The sequence below is a fragment of the Escherichia sp. KTE172 genome (assembly GCF_000408845.1).
Classification (GTDB): Bacteria; Pseudomonadota; Gammaproteobacteria; order Enterobacterales; family Enterobacteriaceae; genus Escherichia; species Escherichia coli.
Map to the genome: position 1 here is coordinate 2,203,985 of NZ_KE137316.1, position 18,891 is coordinate 2,222,875.

Annotated in this window: 18 protein-coding genes and 4 pseudogenes; 5 read left to right on the forward strand and 17 right to left on the reverse strand. The window is 51.8% G+C overall.

All coding sequences use genetic code 11. The features are described 5' to 3' along the window. Positions 1-80: 80 nt before the first annotated feature. A pseudogene (locus G434_RS29825) lies at positions 81-182 on the reverse strand (phosphate transporter); the annotation flags it as partial. A gap of 291 nt (positions 183-473) precedes the next feature. Next, the gene (gene gss / locus G434_RS13360; RefSeq protein ID WP_016239083.1) at positions 474-2,333 is read right to left on the reverse strand and encodes a bifunctional glutathionylspermidine amidase/synthase; all 1,860 of its coding nucleotides are present in this window, start codon (positions 2,331-2,333) and stop codon (positions 474-476) included. A 204-nt stretch (positions 2,334-2,537) separates the two neighbouring features. Here gss and yghU point away from each other — a divergent pair, with 204 nt between their 5' ends. Next, a complete protein-coding gene (gene yghU / locus G434_RS13355; protein WP_000131798.1) occupies positions 2,538-3,404 on the forward strand; it encodes a glutathione-dependent disulfide-bond oxidoreductase in 867 nt (288 codons plus the stop codon). A 69-nt stretch (positions 3,405-3,473) separates the two neighbouring features. Here yghU and hybG read toward each other — a convergent pair whose 3' ends face one another. From hybG to yghX, 10 genes and pseudogenes are all read right to left on the reverse strand, one after another. Further along, positions 3,474-3,722: a hydrogenase maturation factor HybG gene (gene hybG / locus G434_RS13350; protein ID WP_000334896.1), complete on the reverse strand. Its 249-nt coding sequence runs from the start codon at positions 3,720-3,722 to the stop codon at positions 3,474-3,476. Between the two features lie 12 nt (positions 3,723-3,734). Further along, the gene (hypA, locus tag G434_RS13345; protein WP_000544952.1) at positions 3,735-4,076 is read right to left on the reverse strand and encodes a hydrogenase maturation nickel metallochaperone HypA; all 342 of its coding nucleotides are present in this window, start codon (positions 4,074-4,076) and stop codon (positions 3,735-3,737) included. Continuing rightward, complete coding sequence (hybE, locus tag G434_RS13340; RefSeq protein ID WP_001530870.1) at positions 4,069-4,557, reverse strand: hydrogenase-2 assembly chaperone; 489 nt, start codon at positions 4,555-4,557, stop codon at positions 4,069-4,071. The genes hypA and hybE overlap by 8 nt, the downstream gene beginning before the upstream one ends. Further along, positions 4,550-5,044: a HyaD/HybD family hydrogenase maturation endopeptidase gene (locus G434_RS13335; protein ID WP_001221953.1), complete on the reverse strand. Its 495-nt coding sequence runs from the start codon at positions 5,042-5,044 to the stop codon at positions 4,550-4,552. The genes hybE and G434_RS13335 overlap by 8 nt, the downstream gene beginning before the upstream one ends. After that, positions 5,044-6,747 carry a hydrogenase 2 large subunit gene (gene hybC, locus G434_RS13330; RefSeq protein WP_000083065.1) on the reverse strand — a complete coding sequence of 568 codons (1,704 nt, stop codon included), beginning with the start codon at positions 6,745-6,747 and terminating at the stop codon, positions 5,044-5,046. The genes G434_RS13335 and hybC overlap by 1 nt, the downstream gene beginning before the upstream one ends. Further along, positions 6,744-7,922 carry a Ni/Fe-hydrogenase cytochrome b subunit gene (hybB, locus tag G434_RS13325; protein ID WP_000017703.1) on the reverse strand — a complete coding sequence of 393 codons (1,179 nt, stop codon included), beginning with the start codon at positions 7,920-7,922 and terminating at the stop codon, positions 6,744-6,746. The genes hybC and hybB overlap by 4 nt, the downstream gene beginning before the upstream one ends. Next, entirely contained in the window at positions 7,912-8,898 is a 987-nt protein-coding gene (hybA, locus tag G434_RS13320) for a hydrogenase 2 operon protein HybA (RefSeq protein WP_001081870.1), read from the reverse strand. The genes hybB and hybA overlap by 11 nt, the downstream gene beginning before the upstream one ends. 2 nt (positions 8,899-8,900) lie before the next feature. Then, positions 8,901-10,019: a hydrogenase 2 small subunit gene (gene hybO / locus G434_RS13315; RefSeq protein ID WP_000145410.1), complete on the reverse strand. Its 1,119-nt coding sequence runs from the start codon at positions 10,017-10,019 to the stop codon at positions 8,901-8,903. 188 nt (positions 10,020-10,207) lie between these two features. Beyond that, positions 10,208-10,495 carry a DUF2623 family protein YghW gene (gene yghW / locus G434_RS13310; RefSeq protein ID WP_001059136.1) on the reverse strand — a complete coding sequence of 96 codons (288 nt, stop codon included), beginning with the start codon at positions 10,493-10,495 and terminating at the stop codon, positions 10,208-10,210. A gap of 118 nt (positions 10,496-10,613) precedes the next feature. Then, positions 10,614-11,498: pseudogene (yghX, locus tag G434_RS0125355) on the reverse strand (YghX family hydrolase). A gap of 156 nt (positions 11,499-11,654) precedes the next feature. Here yghX and gpr point away from each other — a divergent pair. Beyond that, positions 11,655-12,695: an L-glyceraldehyde 3-phosphate reductase gene (gene gpr, locus G434_RS13305; RefSeq protein WP_016239084.1), complete on the forward strand. Its 1,041-nt coding sequence runs from the start codon at positions 11,655-11,657 to the stop codon at positions 12,693-12,695. A 39-nt stretch (positions 12,696-12,734) separates the two neighbouring features. Here the strand turns inward: gpr and G434_RS13300 are convergent, their stop codons facing one another. Then, positions 12,735-13,229 carry a TIGR00645 family protein gene (locus G434_RS13300; RefSeq protein ID WP_000439331.1) on the reverse strand — a complete coding sequence of 165 codons (495 nt, stop codon included), beginning with the start codon at positions 13,227-13,229 and terminating at the stop codon, positions 12,735-12,737. 190 nt (positions 13,230-13,419) lie between these two features. On the opposite strand from G434_RS13300, the gene yghA reads away from it, so the two are divergent. Then, the gene (gene yghA / locus G434_RS13295) at positions 13,420-14,304 is read left to right on the forward strand and encodes an NADP(+)-dependent aldehyde reductase (protein ID WP_016239085.1); all 885 of its coding nucleotides are present in this window, start codon (positions 13,420-13,422) and stop codon (positions 14,302-14,304) included. Between the two features lie 38 nt (positions 14,305-14,342). Here the strand turns inward: yghA and exbD are convergent, their stop codons facing one another. Together exbD and exbB are read right to left on the reverse strand one after the other, a co-directional pair. Continuing rightward, entirely contained in the window at positions 14,343-14,768 is a 426-nt protein-coding gene (gene exbD / locus G434_RS13290; protein WP_001240712.1) for a TonB system transport protein ExbD, read from the reverse strand. A 6-nt stretch (positions 14,769-14,774) separates the two neighbouring features. Continuing rightward, entirely contained in the window at positions 14,775-15,509 is a 735-nt protein-coding gene (exbB, locus tag G434_RS13285; protein ID WP_000527844.1) for a tol-pal system-associated acyl-CoA thioesterase, read from the reverse strand. Between the two features lie 251 nt (positions 15,510-15,760). Here exbB and metC point away from each other — a divergent pair, with 251 nt between their 5' ends. Next, positions 15,761-16,948: a cystathionine beta-lyase gene (gene metC, locus G434_RS13280; RefSeq protein WP_016235794.1), complete on the forward strand. Its 1,188-nt coding sequence runs from the start codon at positions 15,761-15,763 to the stop codon at positions 16,946-16,948. A gap of 139 nt (positions 16,949-17,087) precedes the next feature. Continuing rightward, on the forward strand, positions 17,088-17,747 hold the full coding sequence (gene yghB, locus G434_RS13275) for a DedA family general envelope maintenance protein YghB (protein WP_000268419.1): 660 nt from the start codon (positions 17,088-17,090) through the stop codon (positions 17,745-17,747). 39 nt (positions 17,748-17,786) lie between these two features. On the opposite strand, the pseudogene yqhC reads toward yghB, so the two are convergent. Together yqhC and G434_RS0125365 are read right to left on the reverse strand one after the other, a co-directional pair. Further along, positions 17,787-18,386 (reverse strand): annotated as a pseudogene (gene yqhC / locus G434_RS13270) (DNA-binding transcriptional regulator YqhC); the annotation flags it as partial. A 14-nt stretch (positions 18,387-18,400) separates the two neighbouring features. Further along, positions 18,401-18,891, reverse strand: a pseudogene (locus G434_RS0125365) (IS1-like element IS1B family transposase); the annotation flags it as partial.

Sequence of the window (18,891 nt, forward strand, 5' to 3'; positions counted from 1 at the left end):
TAGCTGAACAGGAGGGACAGCTGATAGAAACAGAAGCCACTGGAGCACCTCAAAAACACCATCATACACTAAATCAGTAAGTTGGCAGCATCACCGATTGCTTCGTAGAACAACACAAATGCCAGAGCTAGTAATAACAAAAGCCCTGTGTATATATCAAGGCCAACAAATAAATTTAGCATATATTAGATTACGCCATTTTGAATTTACGAACGGACGCATTATCAGTGACTTTAACGGCATGGGCAAAGTGAAATATCATTTTTTAACGATAAAAAGCGTGTTATTTCTTGTGTATCAGACAATAAGCATTCATTCAAAAACTTTAGAAATAATCAAAACACAGGTATTCCACTGGTTAATATATTCATATATTAAATAAATAAATATTGGAATATATAAATGTTGAATGTTTTGATTAATCCCCGTGCTGATTATTCTTCATAATCAGTACGGGGTTGCTACAACATGTATTACTTTTTCACCACAATTAACGGTTCAATATCACTCTCTTTTTTGATGACCAGTGATTCATCACCGCGCAAACACGTCCCACCGTAGTTGCCGCCAACGGTGAAGGTACATACCTGAATGTATTTACCGTCCACTTTCGGCAAACACCACAGTTGCTGATAGATGTTTTTCTGCTCGGTAAATTTACCGCTGGTTTTGTCCAGCACCTCTTCATGATGGCTGACGAGGTCGATGTTACTGCCACAGCGACCGGCGATCGGTTTCACTGCGTAACCTGTTTTTACCAGTTCATCATTAACAGTGAAATCGGTATCCAGCAGGTAACGATGGTGCGGGAACAGCGACCAGAGGATCGGCAGAATCGCTTTGTTGCCGGGGATCACAGTCCACAGAGGTTCAAAGACCAGCACTTCCGGGCGCAGCAATACGTCGATAAGACGCACTTCATTTTGCGGATGACCGGTACGGATCGGCACCGCAGCAAACTCACGGTCGCTGACTTCACGAATCTGATCAAACGCGGTTTCCCACGCCCAGGTTTTCCACACGCAGTTAACCAGTCGCCCTTCCCCATCAATCAGTTGCCCGGCAGCATCCCAGCCCAGTTCATCCAGCCCACGCAAGATACGCGTTTCAAAGCCCGCCTGGTGCAGCGCCTGCTCCATAAACTGCGCGTGATAGTTTTCCTCGATATCTTTGTCCTGCATGATATGGACAAACGGACGTGCACGACTGTGTTTCCAGGCACCAGCCAGTTCGTTAATCAGCCCTTCCGCAGGATTGAAGCCGTTGCCTTTATAGCCCTGCTCCGCCCAACGTTCGAGGATCAAGCCCGCTTCGGTATGACAGGAGGCGGAATCGGCGTTGTATTCGTAGACCTTCAGGCCACGTTCATCCATGCAGAAATCCATACGACCGGTGATCATATGGTGACGGCGACGCTGCCAGGAGAGACGCAAACGTGGCCAGAGGATTTTCGGAATGTCGAACAGCGCCAGCAGGTTGTCATCTTTCAGCACCTTGTCGGTGGCGTGAAGATACATCAGGTGCAGCTCGTTGGTGGCTTTAATCAGCTCCTGCTCTGCGCTCTCGGTAATGGTGTAGTAATGATACGGATCCTGATTGATCACCTGACCGTTGGCCTGTACATAGGCGTTTTGCAGCGGATCTTTTTCATCCAGCCATTTACCGTCAAACTGGCCTTTGTTTTCCAGACGCGCCCCGCTGATTTTCAGCAGTTCGCCTGCAATTTCCGGCTGTGGCAAGCTGTATTCGGTATCTTCCGTCTGGATCATCCAGCCCAGAATGGTGGTGTCATCAAACGTGTCTTTAAGGGTATAGCCGCCGTTTTCGACCACCATCTCCAGCTCGCGCGTCCACTGTTGCCCTTGCGGCAACGGGGAATGAATCACGTTCTGTTCCGCAATACGGACTTTGTTGCCATGCAATTGGGTAATGATGGCGACATGGCCAGTGTCTTTAAATTCACCGCCTTTATCCCAGATAAGAAGCGCACCCGCGACCGGCGCACGCGGCGAGCCGTTAGGAAATGCCTGCAATGGCAGGATGTTGTCATTAACCACTTCACGCAGGAAGCGCAGCGAGAAAATCTCCCACGCCATACCCACGTCAGTGAAGACCACACCGTAATTCAGAAAGAGAAAACGGCGAGCAAATTCAACGCATTGCCATTTGTGGCCCATATATTCGTCGTCGATATAGCTACGGAATACGGCGTCATCTTCGTATTCCTGCGGATCGAGAGAACTGTAATCTGAAGAGTAGATTGCTACCCCACCTGGGGCGTAGCCCAGTAATGTCCCGAACGGGGCATCCTGGCTGGTCGTTCCTTTGCTCATCACTTTACCTTTAACAATACAACCTAAGCAGTTGGCGTAATTGTTGTGCTCTGATTACCTGCTCAGCGACATTAACCGGACAGAGGTCAGACTAATCATACACCTCATCGCAGCGGCTGGCGCAAAGGGTTAAAAAATTCACATTCTGTACAGCAAGTGACCTGCTACACTGCTTCAACACTACCACTCAGAAGGCAACTCACTATGACAGACAATACTTATCAGCCCGCGAAAGTCTGGACGTGGGATAAATCCGCTGGCGGCGCGTTCGCCAATATCAATCGCCCGGTTTCTGGTCCGACGCATGAAAAAACGCTGCCGGTGGGCAAACATCCACTGCAACTCTATTCGCTGGGAACGCCAAACGGACAGAAAGTAACGATTATGCTTGAGGAGCTGCTGGCGCTGGGCGTTACTGGTGCAGAGTACGACGCCTGGCTGATTCGTATTGGCGATGGCGATCAATTCTCCAGCGGCTTTGTCGAAGTGAACCCAAACTCGAAGATCCCGGCATTGCGCGACCATACCCATAATCCACCGATCCGCGTGTTTGAGTCTGGATCGATTCTGCTTTATCTGGCGGAGAAATTTGGCTACTTCCTGCCGCAGGATCTGGCAAAACGGACTGAAACGCTGAACTGGCTGTTCTGGTTACAGGGCGCGGCACCGTTCCTCGGCGGTGGTTTTGGTCACTTTTACCATTACGCGCCGGTGAAAATTGAGTACGCCATCAACCGCTTTACCATGGAAGCCAAGCGCCTGCTCGACGTGCTGGATAAGCAACTGGCGCAGCACAAGTTTGTTGCGGGCGATGAGTACACCATTGCGGATATGGCGATCTGGCCGTGGTTTGGCAACGTGGTGTTAGGCGGCGTGTATGATGCCGCAGAGTTTCTTGATGCGGGAAGTTATAAACACGTACAACGCTGGGCGAAAGAAGTGGGCGAACGTCCGGCGGTGAAGCGTGGGCGTATTGTTAACCGCACCAACGGGCCGCTGAACGAGCAGTTGCATGAGCGCCATGACGCCAGTGATTTCGAGACGAATACGGAAGATAAGCGTCAGGGGTAAGTCGCAACATTGGCAGGCTTATCGCTATGTAGCCGGATAAAGCATTTACGCCGCATCCGGCTTTAATCATCACGCGCTGGTAATGTCGTAATCCATTTGGCGCAGTGCGTCTAATGTGGCTTTGGCTTCGTCTTCATCGATAATGCTCATGGCAAATCCGACGTGCACCAGTACCCACTGGCCCAGCAGATCGGCAGGGTTACCTTCACAAATCAGGGCGATATTCACGTCGCGCTTGATACCACATACTTCAACCTGCGCAAGCTGGTGAATATCTTCACCGACAGCAAGCACCTGGCCTGGAACGCCAATACACATTGTTAACTCCGGTTATTCAACTTCAATACTTTTGACGATTAGCGAATCGCCGGTATCGACACGCAACCGCTCGCCGTGACAGATCGGACACTGCGCATCGTGCTGATGAATCTCCACCACCTGGCTACAATCCCAGCACCAGGCCTGGGCGGGTTTATAGACGATATGTAAATCGCACCCTTGCGCCACCGTTCCGTGGCAGACAATTTCAAAACTAAAACGGACGGCGCTCTCCTCAACGCAGGAGAGCGCACCAATTTCCAGCCACACGGCGGTGACGCGCTTAACATCGTGCTGCTCCGCCTGCCGTTGGATAATTTCAACGGCGCTCTGGCAAAGCGACAACTCATGCATTTTCGCCACTCCTGCGGCCAAATAGCAGGGCACGACGCCCTGCGTGTGGTACATCCGGATTGCTGACTGGCAGCGAAAGGATCATTCGGGCGCAGTCATCCGTCAGCCGTTGGCCCTCTTCAATCGACATGCTGTGCGAAAGCGGCGACATCAGCGAGCAGGAGAGGTATTGCGAAACACCGTCCAGTTCACCAACAGTAAAGGTCATAGTGCCATACGGCAGTTGCAGACCAATTTTTTCACTCACTTTGCGCAGCGGCCAGAGTTGATCCGGGCCGGGGAAGATAACTGCACTCAGCATCCACGGGGTGATCACACACCCCGTCCACTGACCTTCGAACAGCGTAAAGTCAGAAACATACACCGGCATTGAAGGATGCAGAAAAGAGAGATCGTGCATCGAACGCCGGGCAATTTCTTCAAACGCTGCCTGTACTTGCACCTTCGGGGAGGTCTGGAAACCTGCTATCTCTTCAGTCATGAATCGCCTCCCGTGGGATGGCTTCCACGCCTGATTCGCGCAGCGCAGCCAGAACCTGCTCAAGCGCAGGTTCAATCATTGCTTCAACCGTCGGCGTTAAGCCGATGTGTGGCTCCAGCGATTCCGGGATCACGCCGACCAGGGTCAGCTTTTTCGGAAACTCACCGGTGAAGCGCAGGGCCGACAATACGTCGGCCAGGCCAAGCTGATGCGGAGAGATTTTGTTGGTAAACAACGCCGGAACTTCTTCATCCCGCAGGATCATCATCGTTCCCGGCGCGCTCTTCTTCGACACAATAGCATCCGCAATGATCAGATGATCGCGATTTGCCATGTCGCCAAGCAGCTCCATTCCCGCCGTGCCGCCATCGAGGATCTCAACATAATCCGGCAGAATGTATCGTTGCTCTAACGCTTCGACAATCCGCACACCGATGGCTTCATCGGTCAGCAAAATATTGCCGACCCCTAAGACTAAAATACGCATTACAGAACCTTCACTGAAACCACTTCGTTGCCGTCAGCATCCACTACGTGTACCGCACAGGCCATGCACGGGTCGAAGGAGTGAATGGTACGCACCACTTCCAGCGGTTTATTCGGATCGGCAACCGGCGTACCCACCAGCGACTGCTCGTAAGGACCGACGTCATCATTGAAGTTACGCGGGCCAGAGTTCCAGGTTGATGGAACAACTGCCTGGTAGTTACTGATAATACCGTCTTTGATCACCATCCAGTGAGAGAGCATACCGCGCGGCGCTTCAAGGAAACCAACGCCTTTGAACTCACCTGTAGCCGGAATGTTCGGCTTCACAAAGGTGGTGTGATCGCCTTTGCCGATATTGGTGATCAGTGCACTGTATTGATTTTGCAGGATATCCTGCAATTCGCAGCAGTGAACGGTACGACCAATAATACGGCCCAGCGTGGAGTGCAGCTGCGCCACTTCCAGCGTGTTGCCAGTCAGTTTCTGATAAATCGCAACGATTTCATTCAGTTTGTTCTGGGTAGACTCGCGTCCTGCCGCCAGTTTCACCAGCATGTTAGCCAGCGGACCCACTTCTACCGTTTTGCCGTAGAAAGTCGGTGATTTCACCCAGGAATATTTACCGTCGTCAGACCAACCATCATAAGCCGGAATGGTGGTACCTTCCCACGGTGCCTGCGGCGCTTCGTCTTTATACCAGGAGTGCTTCGCGCTTTCCTGAATCCCTTTGATCAGGTATTCATCGGAATGAGAAGTGATCGGACGATACGAGGACAGATCCGCATTCTCAATGTAGCCGCCCGGGAACAGGAAGCTGCCGTTTTTGCTGTCGGTAGGGAATTCTGGCACGCTCAGGTAGTTCACCGCACCTTTACCGCGCGTCAGCCATTCCGGGTAGAACGCGGCGATAACCGCGGTATCAACCTTGTAAACCTGCTCAACAAAGTCGCTCAGCTTGTCGATGAAAGACTTGATGTACATCAGGCGCTCAAGGTTCAACACGCCCAAACCGTCGAGGTTGATCGGGTTCGCGACACCACCTACCGCCAGGTTCTGAATGTGCGGCGTTTTACCGCCCAGCAGCGCCACGACGCGGTTAGCGTCACGCTGGCACTCCAGCGCCTGCAGGTAGTGCGCTACCGCAATCAGGTTCACTTCCGGCGGCAGTTTCATCGCCGGGTGACCCCAGTAGCCATTGGCGAAAATACCCAACTGACCGCTGGCAACCAGATCTTTGATCTTGTTCTGAACTTTGGTGAACTCTTCCGGGCTGTTCAGGTGCCAGGTCGAAACACCTTTCAGCATTTCGGAGGCTTTGGTTGGGTCAGCTTGCAGTGCAGAAGTGATGTCCACCCAGTCCAGCGCCGAGAGCTGATAGAAATGAACGATATGGTCATGCGTGGTGTGCGCAGCCAGAATGATGTTACGGATGTATTGCGCGTTAACCGGAACGTCGATATTCAGTGCACTTTCTGCCGCACGAACGGAAGACAGCGCGTGAGTGGTAGTACATACGCCACAGATACGTTGCACAATCATCCATGCATCGCGCGGATCGCGGTTTTTCACGATCTCTTCCATGCCGCGCCACATGGTACCGGAAGCCCATGCTTTCGAAACGACGCCATTTTCGATTTCGCAATCGATGCGTAAATGCCCCTCAATACGGGTTACCGGATCAATAGTAATTCTCTGGCTCATGCTTTGCTCGCCTCATGACGATTATGATCGTTTTGTTTTAAAGGAGGAAGTATCGGCAGTAGACGAATGAGTACGATGTAAGCGCAAATCTCAATAGCCACAAAACCAATAGAAATCAACAGTTCTTCCCAGGTCGGGAAGTAGGCGTAACCGCCGCCCGGGTTGAATGCCACCAGCGAATAGGTCAGACGCCAGGTTGCACAACCTAACAGCGCGCTCAGTGCTGACAGGAACAGCATGCGGGAATCATTACGCAGCTTCGCCACACGCAGAACGACCAGCGGGAAGAGCATCAGCAGGACTTCAATCCAGAACATCACGGAGTAGAAGTCACCGGCAAACGCTAACGACAGCTTGTCGCGATAGATAAGCTCGCCAAAGCGCAGCACGATGAAAATCGCCAGCAACACACTGATGGTGTTGGTCAGCTTAACGAACAGACTCTTTTCATCCGGACCGTTGCCACGCAGACCCGCCTGCACCAGCGAACCTTCAAAGATGACAATTGAGAAGCCCATGATGAACGCCGTCAGCAGCGAGAACAGCGGCAACATTTCATAGCTTTGCCACAGCGGATGCACCTTGTAGCCCGCCGAGATCATCAGCGACCCCATTGAAGACTGGTGCATGGTCGGCAGCAGCGCGCCAAGTGCAATGATGAAGAACATCACCTTGTTCAGACGCTGTAGCGATACCTTCCAGCCCAGACGTTCAAACAGTGCCGGAGCAAACTCCAGTGCCATCACGCCGATATAGATGGTCATACAGACCGCCGTCTCGAACAGTACCGAGTTCACGTTGAAGTGACCCGGAATGTAGAAGTACGGCAGGTTCCAGTAGCGACCCACGTCGATGGTGATCGACAAGCCACCCAAGGAGTAACCGAACAGACTCGCCAACAGCGCCGGACGCACCAGCGGATGGTATTGCCCACGGTTAAAGACGTATACTGCCCACGCCAGCGCCCAGCCGCCACAGGCAAAGCCGGTACCGATCAACAGGTCAAACGCGATCCACACGCCCCACGGGAAGCCGCCGTTCAGGTCAGAGACAGAGCCAAGACCGAACACCAGACGCTTCACAATCAGGAGCATACAGATGACGATTAACGGTCCAAAAATCATGACCGGTTTACTGATGATTTTGCCGCCCAGCGGTTGTGGATCATGACTCATGATCGTCTCCTCCGTCGTGATGGTCGTTTTTGGTGTTGCGACGAACCAGCACGGTTAAGCCCGCCAGCACAGCCAGTGGTAGCATCATGCCTTTATACAGGGTGTGTTGAATATTTTCGGAACGCGCACCGGTAGAAAGATCGTCCAGTTTCGGCAGGTCGAGATTTTCATAAGGCACACCCGTCAGTACCAGAACCTGAGTACCGCCGCCCTCTTTCTCGCCGTACAGATGCGGATAATATTTCGGCACCGTATGCAGGTAAGTGTCGCCAGATTTCAGCGTCTGACGCGGATAGTGGTATTCGCTGCCAGGCTTCAGCGCCAGACGTTTTTTCGCCTCCGCCATCAGCTCTTCACGCGTACCGAAAATCACCGCGCCCGCCGGGCACACTTCTACGCAGCCAGGTAGACCGCCTTTATCGAGACGTTCCACACCTTTCTGGTTGCACAGCTCGCACTTATGCAGCGCACCAAACGGGTTGTTGTAGTCGTACTTCGGCACGTTGTACGGACAGGCGACCATGCAGTAACGGCAGCCGGTGCACACATCTTTGTCGTAATGGACAATGCCGGTTTTCGGATCTTTTTTCAGTGCAGAGACCGGGCACACAGAGACACAGTTCGGATCGACGCAGTGCATACACTGTTTCTTAATGTACGCGTAGCCGTTCTCCTCCTGGTCTTTGTTGACCCCTGTGCCGCTGGTCCACACCTGAATGATGTTATTGGTATACGGCGACAGTTTGTCGTTGTTCGACCAGGTCTGTTCCCCTTGCGGGTTACGTTCAGGGAAATTGATATCCTGACACTTGGTGACGCAAGCCTGGCAGCCTACGCACAAGGTCGAGTCGTACAACATCCCCAGCGATCCCGGAATTGGCGGGCGGTTTTCAGCAGCCGCATGACTGACAGACGGCAGCGCGCCCGTCAGCAATGCCCCGCAGGAGGCTGCTTTAATAAAATTACGTCTGTTCACGGTTATTCTCCCCGTGAGTCAGCGTTATCTTTCTTTTGCTGACGACCCAGTTCACGCACCGCCATCACGCTGACACCGGCAACCAACCCAACCACACCGCCGAGCAAACCAATAGCGCCTGCAGAGACGTTGCCGCCCTCTTTAGCGTTAACATCCGGTTTCTGTGAACGCGGAGTTTGATTTTCGACGTTGGCAAGCTGATGGATGCCTTTATGGAAGCCGATACCTTCTTCGTTACAGCCATAGCACGGGTGACCAATCGCCACCGGCCACACACCGCCAACATCGCAGAATTGCAGCGTTGAGCAGTTGCCGTAAGTTTCTGGCCCTTTACAGCCGAGGTGGTACAGGCACCAGCCTTCGCGGTGGCCTTCATCACCGAACTCTTTGGCAAAACGACCAGCATCGAAGTGCGGGCGACGTTCGCAGTGTTCGTGAATCAGACGGCCATAGGCGAAGGTCGGACGGTTTTTGTCATCCAGTTTCGGCGGTTTGCCGTAAGTGATGATGTGCGCAACGGTCGCGAGGAAGTTGTGCGGGTTCGGCGGGCAGCCCGGAATATTGATAACGGTTTTGCCTGGCAGAACTTCTTGCAGGCTGACTGCGCCAGTTGGGTTAACTCCAGCTGCGGCAACACCGCCCCACGCAGAGCAGGAACCGATAGCGATAATGGCTGCTGCGCCTTCCGCCGCTTTGCGGATGTGATCCACAATCGGCTCACCGGCAACCATGCAATAAATACCGTTATCTTTTAATGGGATGGAACCATCCACCACTAACACATACTGCCCTTTGTACTTCTCGAGAGCGTTATGTTTGTTCTCTTCGACCTGATGACCGAAGGCGGCGGAAAGCACTTCGTGATACTCCAGAGAGATAGTCTCCAGTACGAGGTTTTCTACCGTTGGATGCGTTGCACGAAGCAGAGATTCCGTACAACCGGTGCACTCCTGCGCGCCAATCCAGATAACTGGCGGACGCTGCGGGTTAGTAACCGATTCGGCCATCTCTGCAGCGGCTTTGCTACTTAACCCCATGGTGGCGGCTAATGCTGCACAAAGCTTCATGAAATCACGACGGTTAATGCCGTGAGAATGGATGAGGGTGTTATCTCCAGTCATTTATAGTTATTCCGTTGCGAAGACCTGGCATATATTTTGCCTCAATCGCAAAATCAATAATGCGATCGATGCGCCATTTACCACACATTTATTATGGTTATCGATATCATGATACTGCGGCGGGGCGCTAAAACGAAGGGAAGAAGCATTAGTGTAATTAATTAAAGCAAGATAATACGTATGTTTGATCAATTTTCGAGGCGATAACCGGCCATAAAAAAGCGCAACGTAGAACAGGAATTATTCTCACGAAAGAAATCCATTACCATCTCTTTATCCAGTCCATAGCGGCGCGTCAGAATACCCGCTTCCCAGGCGCTAAGCTGGCGATCTCCGGTCTTTTCGTACATCCGGTGTGAGTAGCCTAATACAAAACCGCGTTTATAATCGGCACAGAATTTTGTCACATTAACCGCACTGTCGGCATGCGTTGCTTTTAATCCCGCCATTAAGCCTTTACCAAAATGGTTATTCATCGTTCACCTCATTCGCTATATATTGTCATATATAGCGATATTTTAGGCAAAGAACGACTTTTGCGCACGCTATTTTTTCATGCTTGTTTAAGACGTAATCCCGTAAGAGATAAACCTATCAGGAGAGATATTTATCGAACCATTTCAGTGTCCTTTGCCAGGCAAGATCGGCGGCAGATTTGTCATAACGGGGCGTGGAATCATTATGGAATCCGTGATTAACCCCCGGATAGATATACGCCTCATAAACCTTATTATTGGCTTTCAACGCCGCCTCGTAAGCAGGCCAGCCCTCGTTGATTCGGGTGTCCAGTTCCGCAAAGTGGAGTAGTAAAGGCGCTTCAATCTTCGCCACATCGGCAGTGGGTGCCTGACGACCATAAAACGGCACCGCGCAGGCCAGTTCCGGATACGCGACAGCCGCCGCGTTCGATACGCCACCGCCATAGCAAAATCCGGTAATACCCACTTTGCCTGTCGCTTGCGGATAGCGTTGCATAAACTCAATTGCGGCAAAGAAATCATTCATCAGTTTGTTGGATCAACCTGCTGTTGCAGCTCACGACCTTTATCATCATTTCCCGGATAACCTCCAACGGAACTTAAGCCGTCAGGTGCCAGGGCGATATACCCCGCCTTCGCCACTCGCCGTGCCACATCTTCGATATACGGATTCAGTCCACGATTCTCATGCACCACCACTACGGCTGGCGTTTTGCCGCTCATCTTTGCGGGCTTCACCAGATAACCCCGCACCTCGCCGTGACCATTTGGCGAAGGATACGTGATGTACTCAGCAACAATTTCCGGGTCGGTAAACTCTACCTGAGTCGCCAGCGCATAATTTGGCTTGAGCAAATCAAACAACGCTAATGCCGTCATCCCGCCTACCGCACTTCGCCGCAAGGTTGAGGAACTCACGTTTCGAGATTTTCCCGTGAGCGTAATAGTCATAGTAATCCAGCAACTCTTGTGGGAAATCTTTGGCGGTTAAACGCGGCATCGTTGCACTCCTCAACTGGTGTTTTTTTAAGCAAAGCATAAGCACGTGTTTTCGCCCAGTTTTTCGTCACTCTGTGAGCCAGACTACGGGATACGCGCTGGCGAATCGCTAAACTAGAAACATTGTTTCGAAATTGAACGGTGGAAAGGAGAGGTCATGGTCTGGTTAGCGAATCCCGAACGTTACGGGCAGATGCAGTACCGCTATTGCGGAAAAAGCGGTTTACGCCTGCCCGCGTTATCGCTCGGTTTATGGCACAATTTCGGTCACGTTAACGCGCTGGAATCACAGCGTGCGATCCTGCGTAAAGCGTTTGATTTGGGCATTACGCACTTTGATTTAGCCAACAATTACGGGCCACCTCCAGGAAGCGCAGAAGAGAACTTTGGTCGCCTGCTGCGGGAGGATTTTGCCGCTTATCGCGATGAACTGATTATCTCTACCAAGGCTGGCTACGATATGTGGCCCGGCCCTTACGGCTCTGGCGGTTCACGTAAATACCTGCTCGCCAGCCTCGACCAAAGCCTGAAGCGGATGGGGCTTGAGTATGTCGATATCTTTTACTCTCATCGCGTCGATGAAAATACGCCGATGGAAGAAACCGCCTCTGCGCTGGCTCATGCGGTACAAAGCGGTAAGGCGCTGTATGTCGGGATCTCCTCTTACTCGCCAGAGCGGACGCAAAAAATGGTCGAGTTGCTGCGCGAGTGGAAAATTCCGCTGTTAATTCATCAACCTTCGTACAATTTACTGAACCGCTGGGTGGATAAAAGCGGCCTGCTGGATACCCTGCAAAATAACGGCGTGGGTTGCATTGCCTTTACTCCACTGGCCCAGGGATTGCTGACCGGGAAATATCTCAACGGTATTCCGCAAGATTCACGGATGCATCGTGAAGGGAATAAAGTTCGTGGTCTGACGCCGAAAATGCTCACCGAAGCCAACCTCAACAGCCTGCGGTTATTGAATGAAATGGCACAGCAGCGTGGACAATCAATGGCGCAAATGGCGTTAATCTGGTTGCTGAAAGATGATCGCGTGACGTCGGTATTGATTGGTGCCAGCCGTGCAGAGCAACTGGAAGAGAACGTGCAGGCGCTGAATAATCTGACATTTAGCACCGAGGAGCTGGCGCAGATTGATCAGCATATCGCCGATGGCGAGCTGAATCTGTGGCAGGCGTCTTCCGATAAATGACCTGTTAATAACGGGCGCGAGAACCGCGCCCGAATCAGATCAGTGATTATGACGAGTCAGTCGGTCAAGATAGCCCATCACAAATGCAGAGAGCACAAACGTCAGATGGATAATGACGTACCACATCAGTTTGTTATCAGGGACATTTTTCGCATCCATAAAGACGCGCAGTAAGTGAATGGAAGAAATTGCCACAATCGACGCTGCTACTTTGTTTTTCAGCGACGTTGCGTCCATTTTCCCCAGCCAGTTCAGCTTCTCTTTGTTCTCGGAGATATCCAGCTGCGAGACGAAATTCTCATAACCGGAAAACATCACCATCACCAGCAAACCGCCAACCAGCGTCATATCCACCAGCGACAGCAACACGAGGATCAAATCTGATTCCGCCATCGAGAAGATATTCGGCAGTACGTGAATAATCTCCTGGAAGAACTTCAGCGCCAGGGCAACTAACGCCAGCGAAAGGCCAAAGTACACGGGGGCAAGCAGCCAGCGAGAAGCATACATTGCATTTTCAAGAAAACGTTCCATACATTCCTGTCGTGTAGTTAAAACGGGCAACAGTATATCGCAATTGAGTAAACAGCGCGCAACAGCAAATCAACATATCCGTTAAACCTTTGTCGCATAAATCCGAGGTTTAGGGATCTTCCTGGTTCCCTTATCAACGCATCGAGAGCGTCTACCCTTAAAGGACGTTGAACCTGAAGGGAGAAAAACGATGTCTCATTTAAAAGACCCGACCACGCAGTATTACACTGGTGAATATCCCAAACAGAAACAACCGACGCCAGGCATCCAGGCGAAGATGACACCGGTACCGGATTGCGGCGAGAAAACCTATGTTGGTAGCGGTCGCATGAAAGATCGTAAAGCACTGGTGACAGGGGGCGATTCCGGAATCGGTCGCGCTGCCGCCATCGCTTACGCGCGTGAAGGGGCTGACGTGGCGATCAGTTATCTTCCCGTGGAAGAAGATGACGCTCAGGATGTTAAAAAGATCATTGAAGAATGCGGACGCAAAGCCGTTCTGCTGCCAGGCGATTTAAGCGATGAGAAATTCGCCCGTTCGCTGGTTCACGAAGCGCACAAGGCGTTAGGCGGGCTGGATATTATGGCGCTGGTCGCCGGGAAACAGGTTGCCATTCCTGATATTGCAGACCTCACCAGCGAACAGTTTCAAAAGACCTTTGCCATTAACGTTTTCGCGCTGTTCTGGCTAACCCAGGAAGCGCTCCCCCTGCTACCGAAAGGTGCTAGTATCATCACCACTTCGTCAATCCAGGCATACCAGCCAAGCCCGCATTTACTGGACTATGCGGCTACGAAGGCGGCGATTCTGAACTACAGCCGTGGCCTGGCAAAACAGGTCGCAGAGAAAGGTATTCGGGTGAATATTGTTGCGCCAGGCCCGATCTGGACAGCACTGCAAATTTCCGGCGGACAGACGCAGGATAAGATCCCGCAGTTCGGCCAGCAAACACCAATGAAGCGTGCGGGGCAACCGGTGGAACTGGCCCCTGTATATGTTTACCTGGCAAGTCAGGAGTCGAGCTACGTCACCGCAGAAGTGCATGGCGTGTGCGGCGGCGAGCATTTAGGCTAAAAAAATGCCCGGTTGTGAAAAGCAACCGGGCATCATTTTTATTTCGCTTTGGCAGTTTCTTCGCCGACCAGACCTATCTTCAGGTAACCCGCCTGATGCAGCGTATCCATTACCTTCATCAACGTCTCGTAATCGACGGTTTTATCCGCTCGGAAGAAGATGGTGGTGTCTTTCTTACCTTCAGTTAACGCATTCAACGCCGTAATCATTGTTTCATCGGTGACCGGATCGTTACCGATAAACATCGAGTTGTCTGCCTTCACCGACAGATAAACCGGTTTTTCCGGGCGCGGCTGCGGCGTGCTGGTAGAAGCAGGCAAGTTCACCTTCACATCTACCGTCGCTAACGGTGCCGCCACCATAAAGATAATCAGCAGAACCAACATCACGTCGATAAACGGCGTCACGTTGATATCATGCATTTCGCCGTTATCGTCGAGGTTTTCGTTAAGATGCATTGCCATCGGACATTATCCTGCGCGTAATTTTTGTGCGACACGAACCGGATGCGCAGCGGCGCTGGCTTCCAGATCCAGGTCACGGCTTTGCAGCAACAATACCTGCGCTGCAACATCACCCAGCATCGCTTTAAAGCCGCCAATCTGGCGTGCAAATACGTTATAGATAACGACCGCCGGAATCGCTGCCACGAGGCCGATTGCCGTTGCTAACAGAGCTTCTGCAATACCCGGCGCAACGACTGCCAGGTTAGTGGTCTGCGTTTGCGCGATACCAATAAAGCTGTTCATGATGCCCCAGACCGTACCAAACAGACCAACGAACGGCGAAATCGCGCCGATGGTTGCCAGATAGCCGTTACCGCGGCCCATTTGACGACCTACTGCGGCGACCCGACGCTCCAGACGGAAGCTGGTACGTTCTTTAATACCTTCGTTATCGTCGCTGCCTTCTGACAGTTCCAGCTCATTCTGCGCTTCATTGAGCAAATGCAGGCTTAAGCTTTTGCTACCAAAATCAGCGGCGATATCGTTGGCCTGGTTTAAGGAACGCGCTTCAGCCAGCAGTTGCTGCTCGCGCTTAAGGCGACGCTTCTGATTGAAGAACTCTACGCTCTTACTGAAGAAGATTGCCCAGGTGACTACGGAGGCCAAAATAAGCCCAATCATCACGCACTTAACGACAATATCGGCGTGCTGATACATACCCCAGACGGAAAGGTCCGTCTGCATTAAATTATTACCCACTGTGTATCTCCAGGACGCAAGTCACAAAATCTGCGCATAATAATATCAAAACGACGTCGAATTGATAGTCGTTCTCATTACTATTTGCATACTGCCGTACCTTTGCTTTCTTTTCCTTGCGTTTACGCAGTAAAAAAGTCACCAGCACGCCATTTGCGAAAATTTTCTGCTTTATGCCAATTCTTCAGGATGCGCCCGCGAATATTCATGCTAGTTTAGACATCCAGACGTATAAAAACAGGAATCCCGAGATGGCGGACAAAAAGCTTGATACTCAACTGGTGAATGCAGGACGCAGCAAAAAATACACTCTCGGCGCGGTAAATAGCGTGATTCAGCGCGCTTCTTCGCTGGTCTTTGACAGTGTGGAAGCCAAAAAACACGCGACGCGCAATCGCGCCAATGGCGAGTTGTTTTATGGACGGCGCGGAACGTTAACCCATTTCTCCTTACAAGAGGCGATGTGCGAACTGGAAGGTGGCGCAGGCTGCGTGCTGTTCCCCTGCGGGGCGGCGGCGGTTGCTAATTCTATTCTTGCTTTTGTCGAACAGGGCGATCATGTGTTGATGACCAACACCGCCTATGAACCGAGTCAGGATTTCTGTAGCAAAATCCTCAGCAAACTGGGCGTAACGATATCGTGGTTTGATCCGCTGATTGGCGCAGATATCGTTAAACATGTGCAGCCAAACACTAAAATCGTGTTTCTGGAATCCCCAGGCTCCATCACCATGGAAGTCCACGACGTTCCGGCGATTGTTGCCGCCGTGCGCAGTGTGGTGCCGGATGCCATCATTATGATCGATAACACCTGGGCGGCCGGTGTGCTGTTTAAGGCGCTGGATTTTGGCATCGATGTTTCTATTCAGGCCGCCACCAAATATCTGGTTGGGCATTCAGATGCGATGATTGGCACTGCGGTGTGCAATGCCCGTTGCTGGGAGCAGCTACGGGAAAACGCCTATCTGATGGGCCAGATGGTCGATGCCGATACCGCCTATATAACCAGCCGTGGCCTGCGCACTTTGGGTGTTCGCCTGCGTCAACATCATGAAAGCAGTCTGAAAGTGGCTGAATGGCTGGCAGAACATCCGCAAGTAGCGCGAGTTAACCACCCTGCTCTGCCTGGCAGTAAAGGCCACGAATTCTGGAAACGAGACTTTACAGGTAGCAGCGGGCTATTTTCCTTTGTGCTTAAGAAAAAGCTCAATGATGAAGAGCTGGCGAACTATCTGGATAACTTCAGTTTATTCAGCATGGCCTACTCGTGGGGCGGTTATGAATCGTTGATCCTGGCAAATCAACCAGAACATATCGCCGCCATTCGCCCACAAGGCGAGATCGATTTTAGCGGGACCTTGATTCGCCTGCATATTGGTCTGGAAGATGTCAACGATCTGATTGCCGATCTGGACGCCGGTTTTGCGCGAATTGTGTAACGTTGCCAGTTTTGGACAAATTTGCAGACATTTAATTGTGAAAAGTCTTAAATTGTTGCGTCCGGGATCAAGGCGTCCCGGACGATTCAGGAGTACAATAGGCAGATAAAGGCTTAAACGCTGTTCCACAGGAAAGTCCATGGCTGTTATTCAAGATATCATCGCTGCGCTCTGGCAACACGACTTTGCCGCGCTGGCGGATCCTCATATTGTTAGCGTTGTTTACTTTGTCATGTTTGCCACGCTGTTTTTAGAAAACGGCCTGCTGCCCGCCTCATTTTTGCCAGGCGACAGCTTGTTGATATTGGCTGGCGCATTGATTGCCCAGGGGGTTATGGATTTTCTGCCTACGATTGCGATTCTGACCGCCGCAGCAAGTCTGGGCTGCTGGTTAAGTTATATTCAGGGGCGCTGGTTAGGAAATACCAAAACGGTGAAAGGCTGGCTGGCACAGCTTCCCGCTAAATATCACCAGCGCGCCACCTGCATGTTTGACCGCCACGGTCTGCTGGCGCTGCTGGCTGGACGTTTTCTTGCATTTGTCCGTACGTTGCTGCCAACCATGGCGGGAATTTCCGGTCTGCCAAACCGCCGCTTCCAGTTTTTCAACTGGTTAAGTGGATTGCTGTGGGTCAGCGTGGTAACCAGTTTCGGCTATGCCTTAAGTATGATTCCGTTCGTTAAACGCCATGAAGATCAGGTAATGACGTTCCTGATGATCCTGCCAATTGCCTTGTTAACCGCTGGCTTGTTAGGCACGCTGTTTGTGGTGATTAAAAAAAAATACTGTAACGCCTGACGATTTTCCCCGTTCCCGGTTGCTGTACCGGGAACGTATTTAATTCCCCTGCATCGCCCGCATTCTTGCCGCATCTTCCCCCGGCGTCACACCAAAGTAACGTTTAAACTCACGGCTAAATTGCGATGCGCTTTCGTAACCGACGCGCATCGCTGCCGCACTGGCTTTCATGCCGTCGTGGATGATCATCATCCGCGCCTTATGCAGACGGTAATTCTTCAAATACTGCAACGGCGAGGTGCTGGTGACAGACTTAAAATTATGGTGGAACGCCGATACGCTCATGTTGGCTTCTGCCGCCAGTTGCTCGACGCTCAGGTTTTCGGTGTATTTATTCTCAATCCGTTTCAGCACGCGGCTAATCAGGCTGAAGTGAGTCTGGCGACTGACCAGCGCCAGTAACGCGCCGCCGCAAGGTCCGGTCAGCACGTAGTACAGAATTTCGCGGATGATCTGTTTGCCGAGAATACGCGCATCCAGTGGTCGCTCCATCACGTCGAGTAACCGCTCCGCCGCGCATAAAATCTCTTCTGATAACGTGGCGGAGTTAATCCCGCTGGCTGCCATCGACGGCTGGAAATGCTCATCTTCGCCAATGTCCATCAACAGTTCCTGTAACTGCAAAATATCGACATTGAGGTAATGACTCCAACTTATTGATAGTGTTTTATGTTCAGATAATGCCCGATGACTTTGTCATGCAGCTCCACCGATTTTGAGAACGACAGCGACTTCCGTCCCAGCCGTGCCAGGTGCTGCCTCAGATTCAGGTTATGCCGCTCAATTCGCTGCGTATATCGCTTGCTGATTACGTGCAGCTTTCCCTTCAGGCGGGATTCATACAGCGGCCAGCCATCCGTCATCCATATCACCACGTCAAAGGGTGACAGCAGGCTCATAAGACGCCCCAGCGTCGCCATAGTGCGTTCACCGAATACGTGCGCAACAACCGTCTTCCGGAGCCTGTCATACGCGTAAAACAGCCAGCGCTGGCGCGATTTAGCCCCGACATAGCCCCACTGTTCGTCCATTTCCGCGCAGACGATGACGTCACTGCCCGGCTGTATGCGCGAGGTTACCGACTGCGGCCTGAGTTTTTTAAGTGACGTAAAATCGTGTTGAGGCCAACGCCCATAATGCGGGC

Bases quoted from the DNA above. Each gene is read 5' to 3' on its own strand.
- gss (WP_016239083.1), bottom strand. From the start codon at position 2,333: ATGAGCAAAGGAACGACCAGCCAGGATGCCCCGTTCGGGACATTACTG.
- yghU (WP_000131798.1), top strand. From the start codon at position 2,538: ATGACAGACAATACTTATCAGCCCGCGAAAGTCTGGACGTGGGATAAA.
- hybG (WP_000334896.1), bottom strand. From the start codon at position 3,722: ATGTGTATTGGCGTTCCAGGCCAGGTGCTTGCTGTCGGTGAAGATATT.
- hypA (WP_000544952.1), bottom strand. From the start codon at position 4,076: ATGCATGAGTTGTCGCTTTGCCAGAGCGCCGTTGAAATTATCCAACGG.
- hybE (WP_001530870.1), bottom strand. From the start codon at position 4,557: ATGACTGAAGAGATAGCAGGTTTCCAGACCTCCCCGAAGGTGCAAGTA.
- G434_RS13335 (WP_001221953.1), bottom strand. From the start codon at position 5,044: ATGCGTATTTTAGTCTTAGGGGTCGGCAATATTTTGCTGACCGATGAA.
- hybC (WP_000083065.1), bottom strand. From the start codon at position 6,747: ATGAGCCAGAGAATTACTATTGATCCGGTAACCCGTATTGAGGGGCAT.
- hybB (WP_000017703.1), bottom strand. From the start codon at position 7,922: ATGAGTCATGATCCACAACCGCTGGGCGGCAAAATCATCAGTAAACCG.
- hybO (WP_000145410.1), bottom strand. From the start codon at position 10,019: ATGACTGGAGATAACACCCTCATCCATTCTCACGGCATTAACCGTCGT.
- yghW (WP_001059136.1), bottom strand. From the start codon at position 10,495: ATGAATAACCATTTTGGTAAAGGCTTAATGGCGGGATTAAAAGCAACG.
- gpr (WP_016239084.1), top strand. From the start codon at position 11,655: ATGGTCTGGTTAGCGAATCCCGAACGTTACGGGCAGATGCAGTACCGC.
- G434_RS13300 (WP_000439331.1), bottom strand. From the start codon at position 13,229: ATGGAACGTTTTCTTGAAAATGCAATGTATGCTTCTCGCTGGCTGCTT.
- yghA (WP_016239085.1), top strand. From the start codon at position 13,420: ATGTCTCATTTAAAAGACCCGACCACGCAGTATTACACTGGTGAATAT.
- exbD (WP_001240712.1), bottom strand. From the start codon at position 14,768: ATGGCAATGCATCTTAACGAAAACCTCGACGATAACGGCGAAATGCAT.
- metC (WP_016235794.1), top strand. From the start codon at position 15,761: ATGGCGGACAAAAAGCTTGATACTCAACTGGTGAATGCAGGACGCAGC.
- yghB (WP_000268419.1), top strand. From the start codon at position 17,088: ATGGCTGTTATTCAAGATATCATCGCTGCGCTCTGGCAACACGACTTT.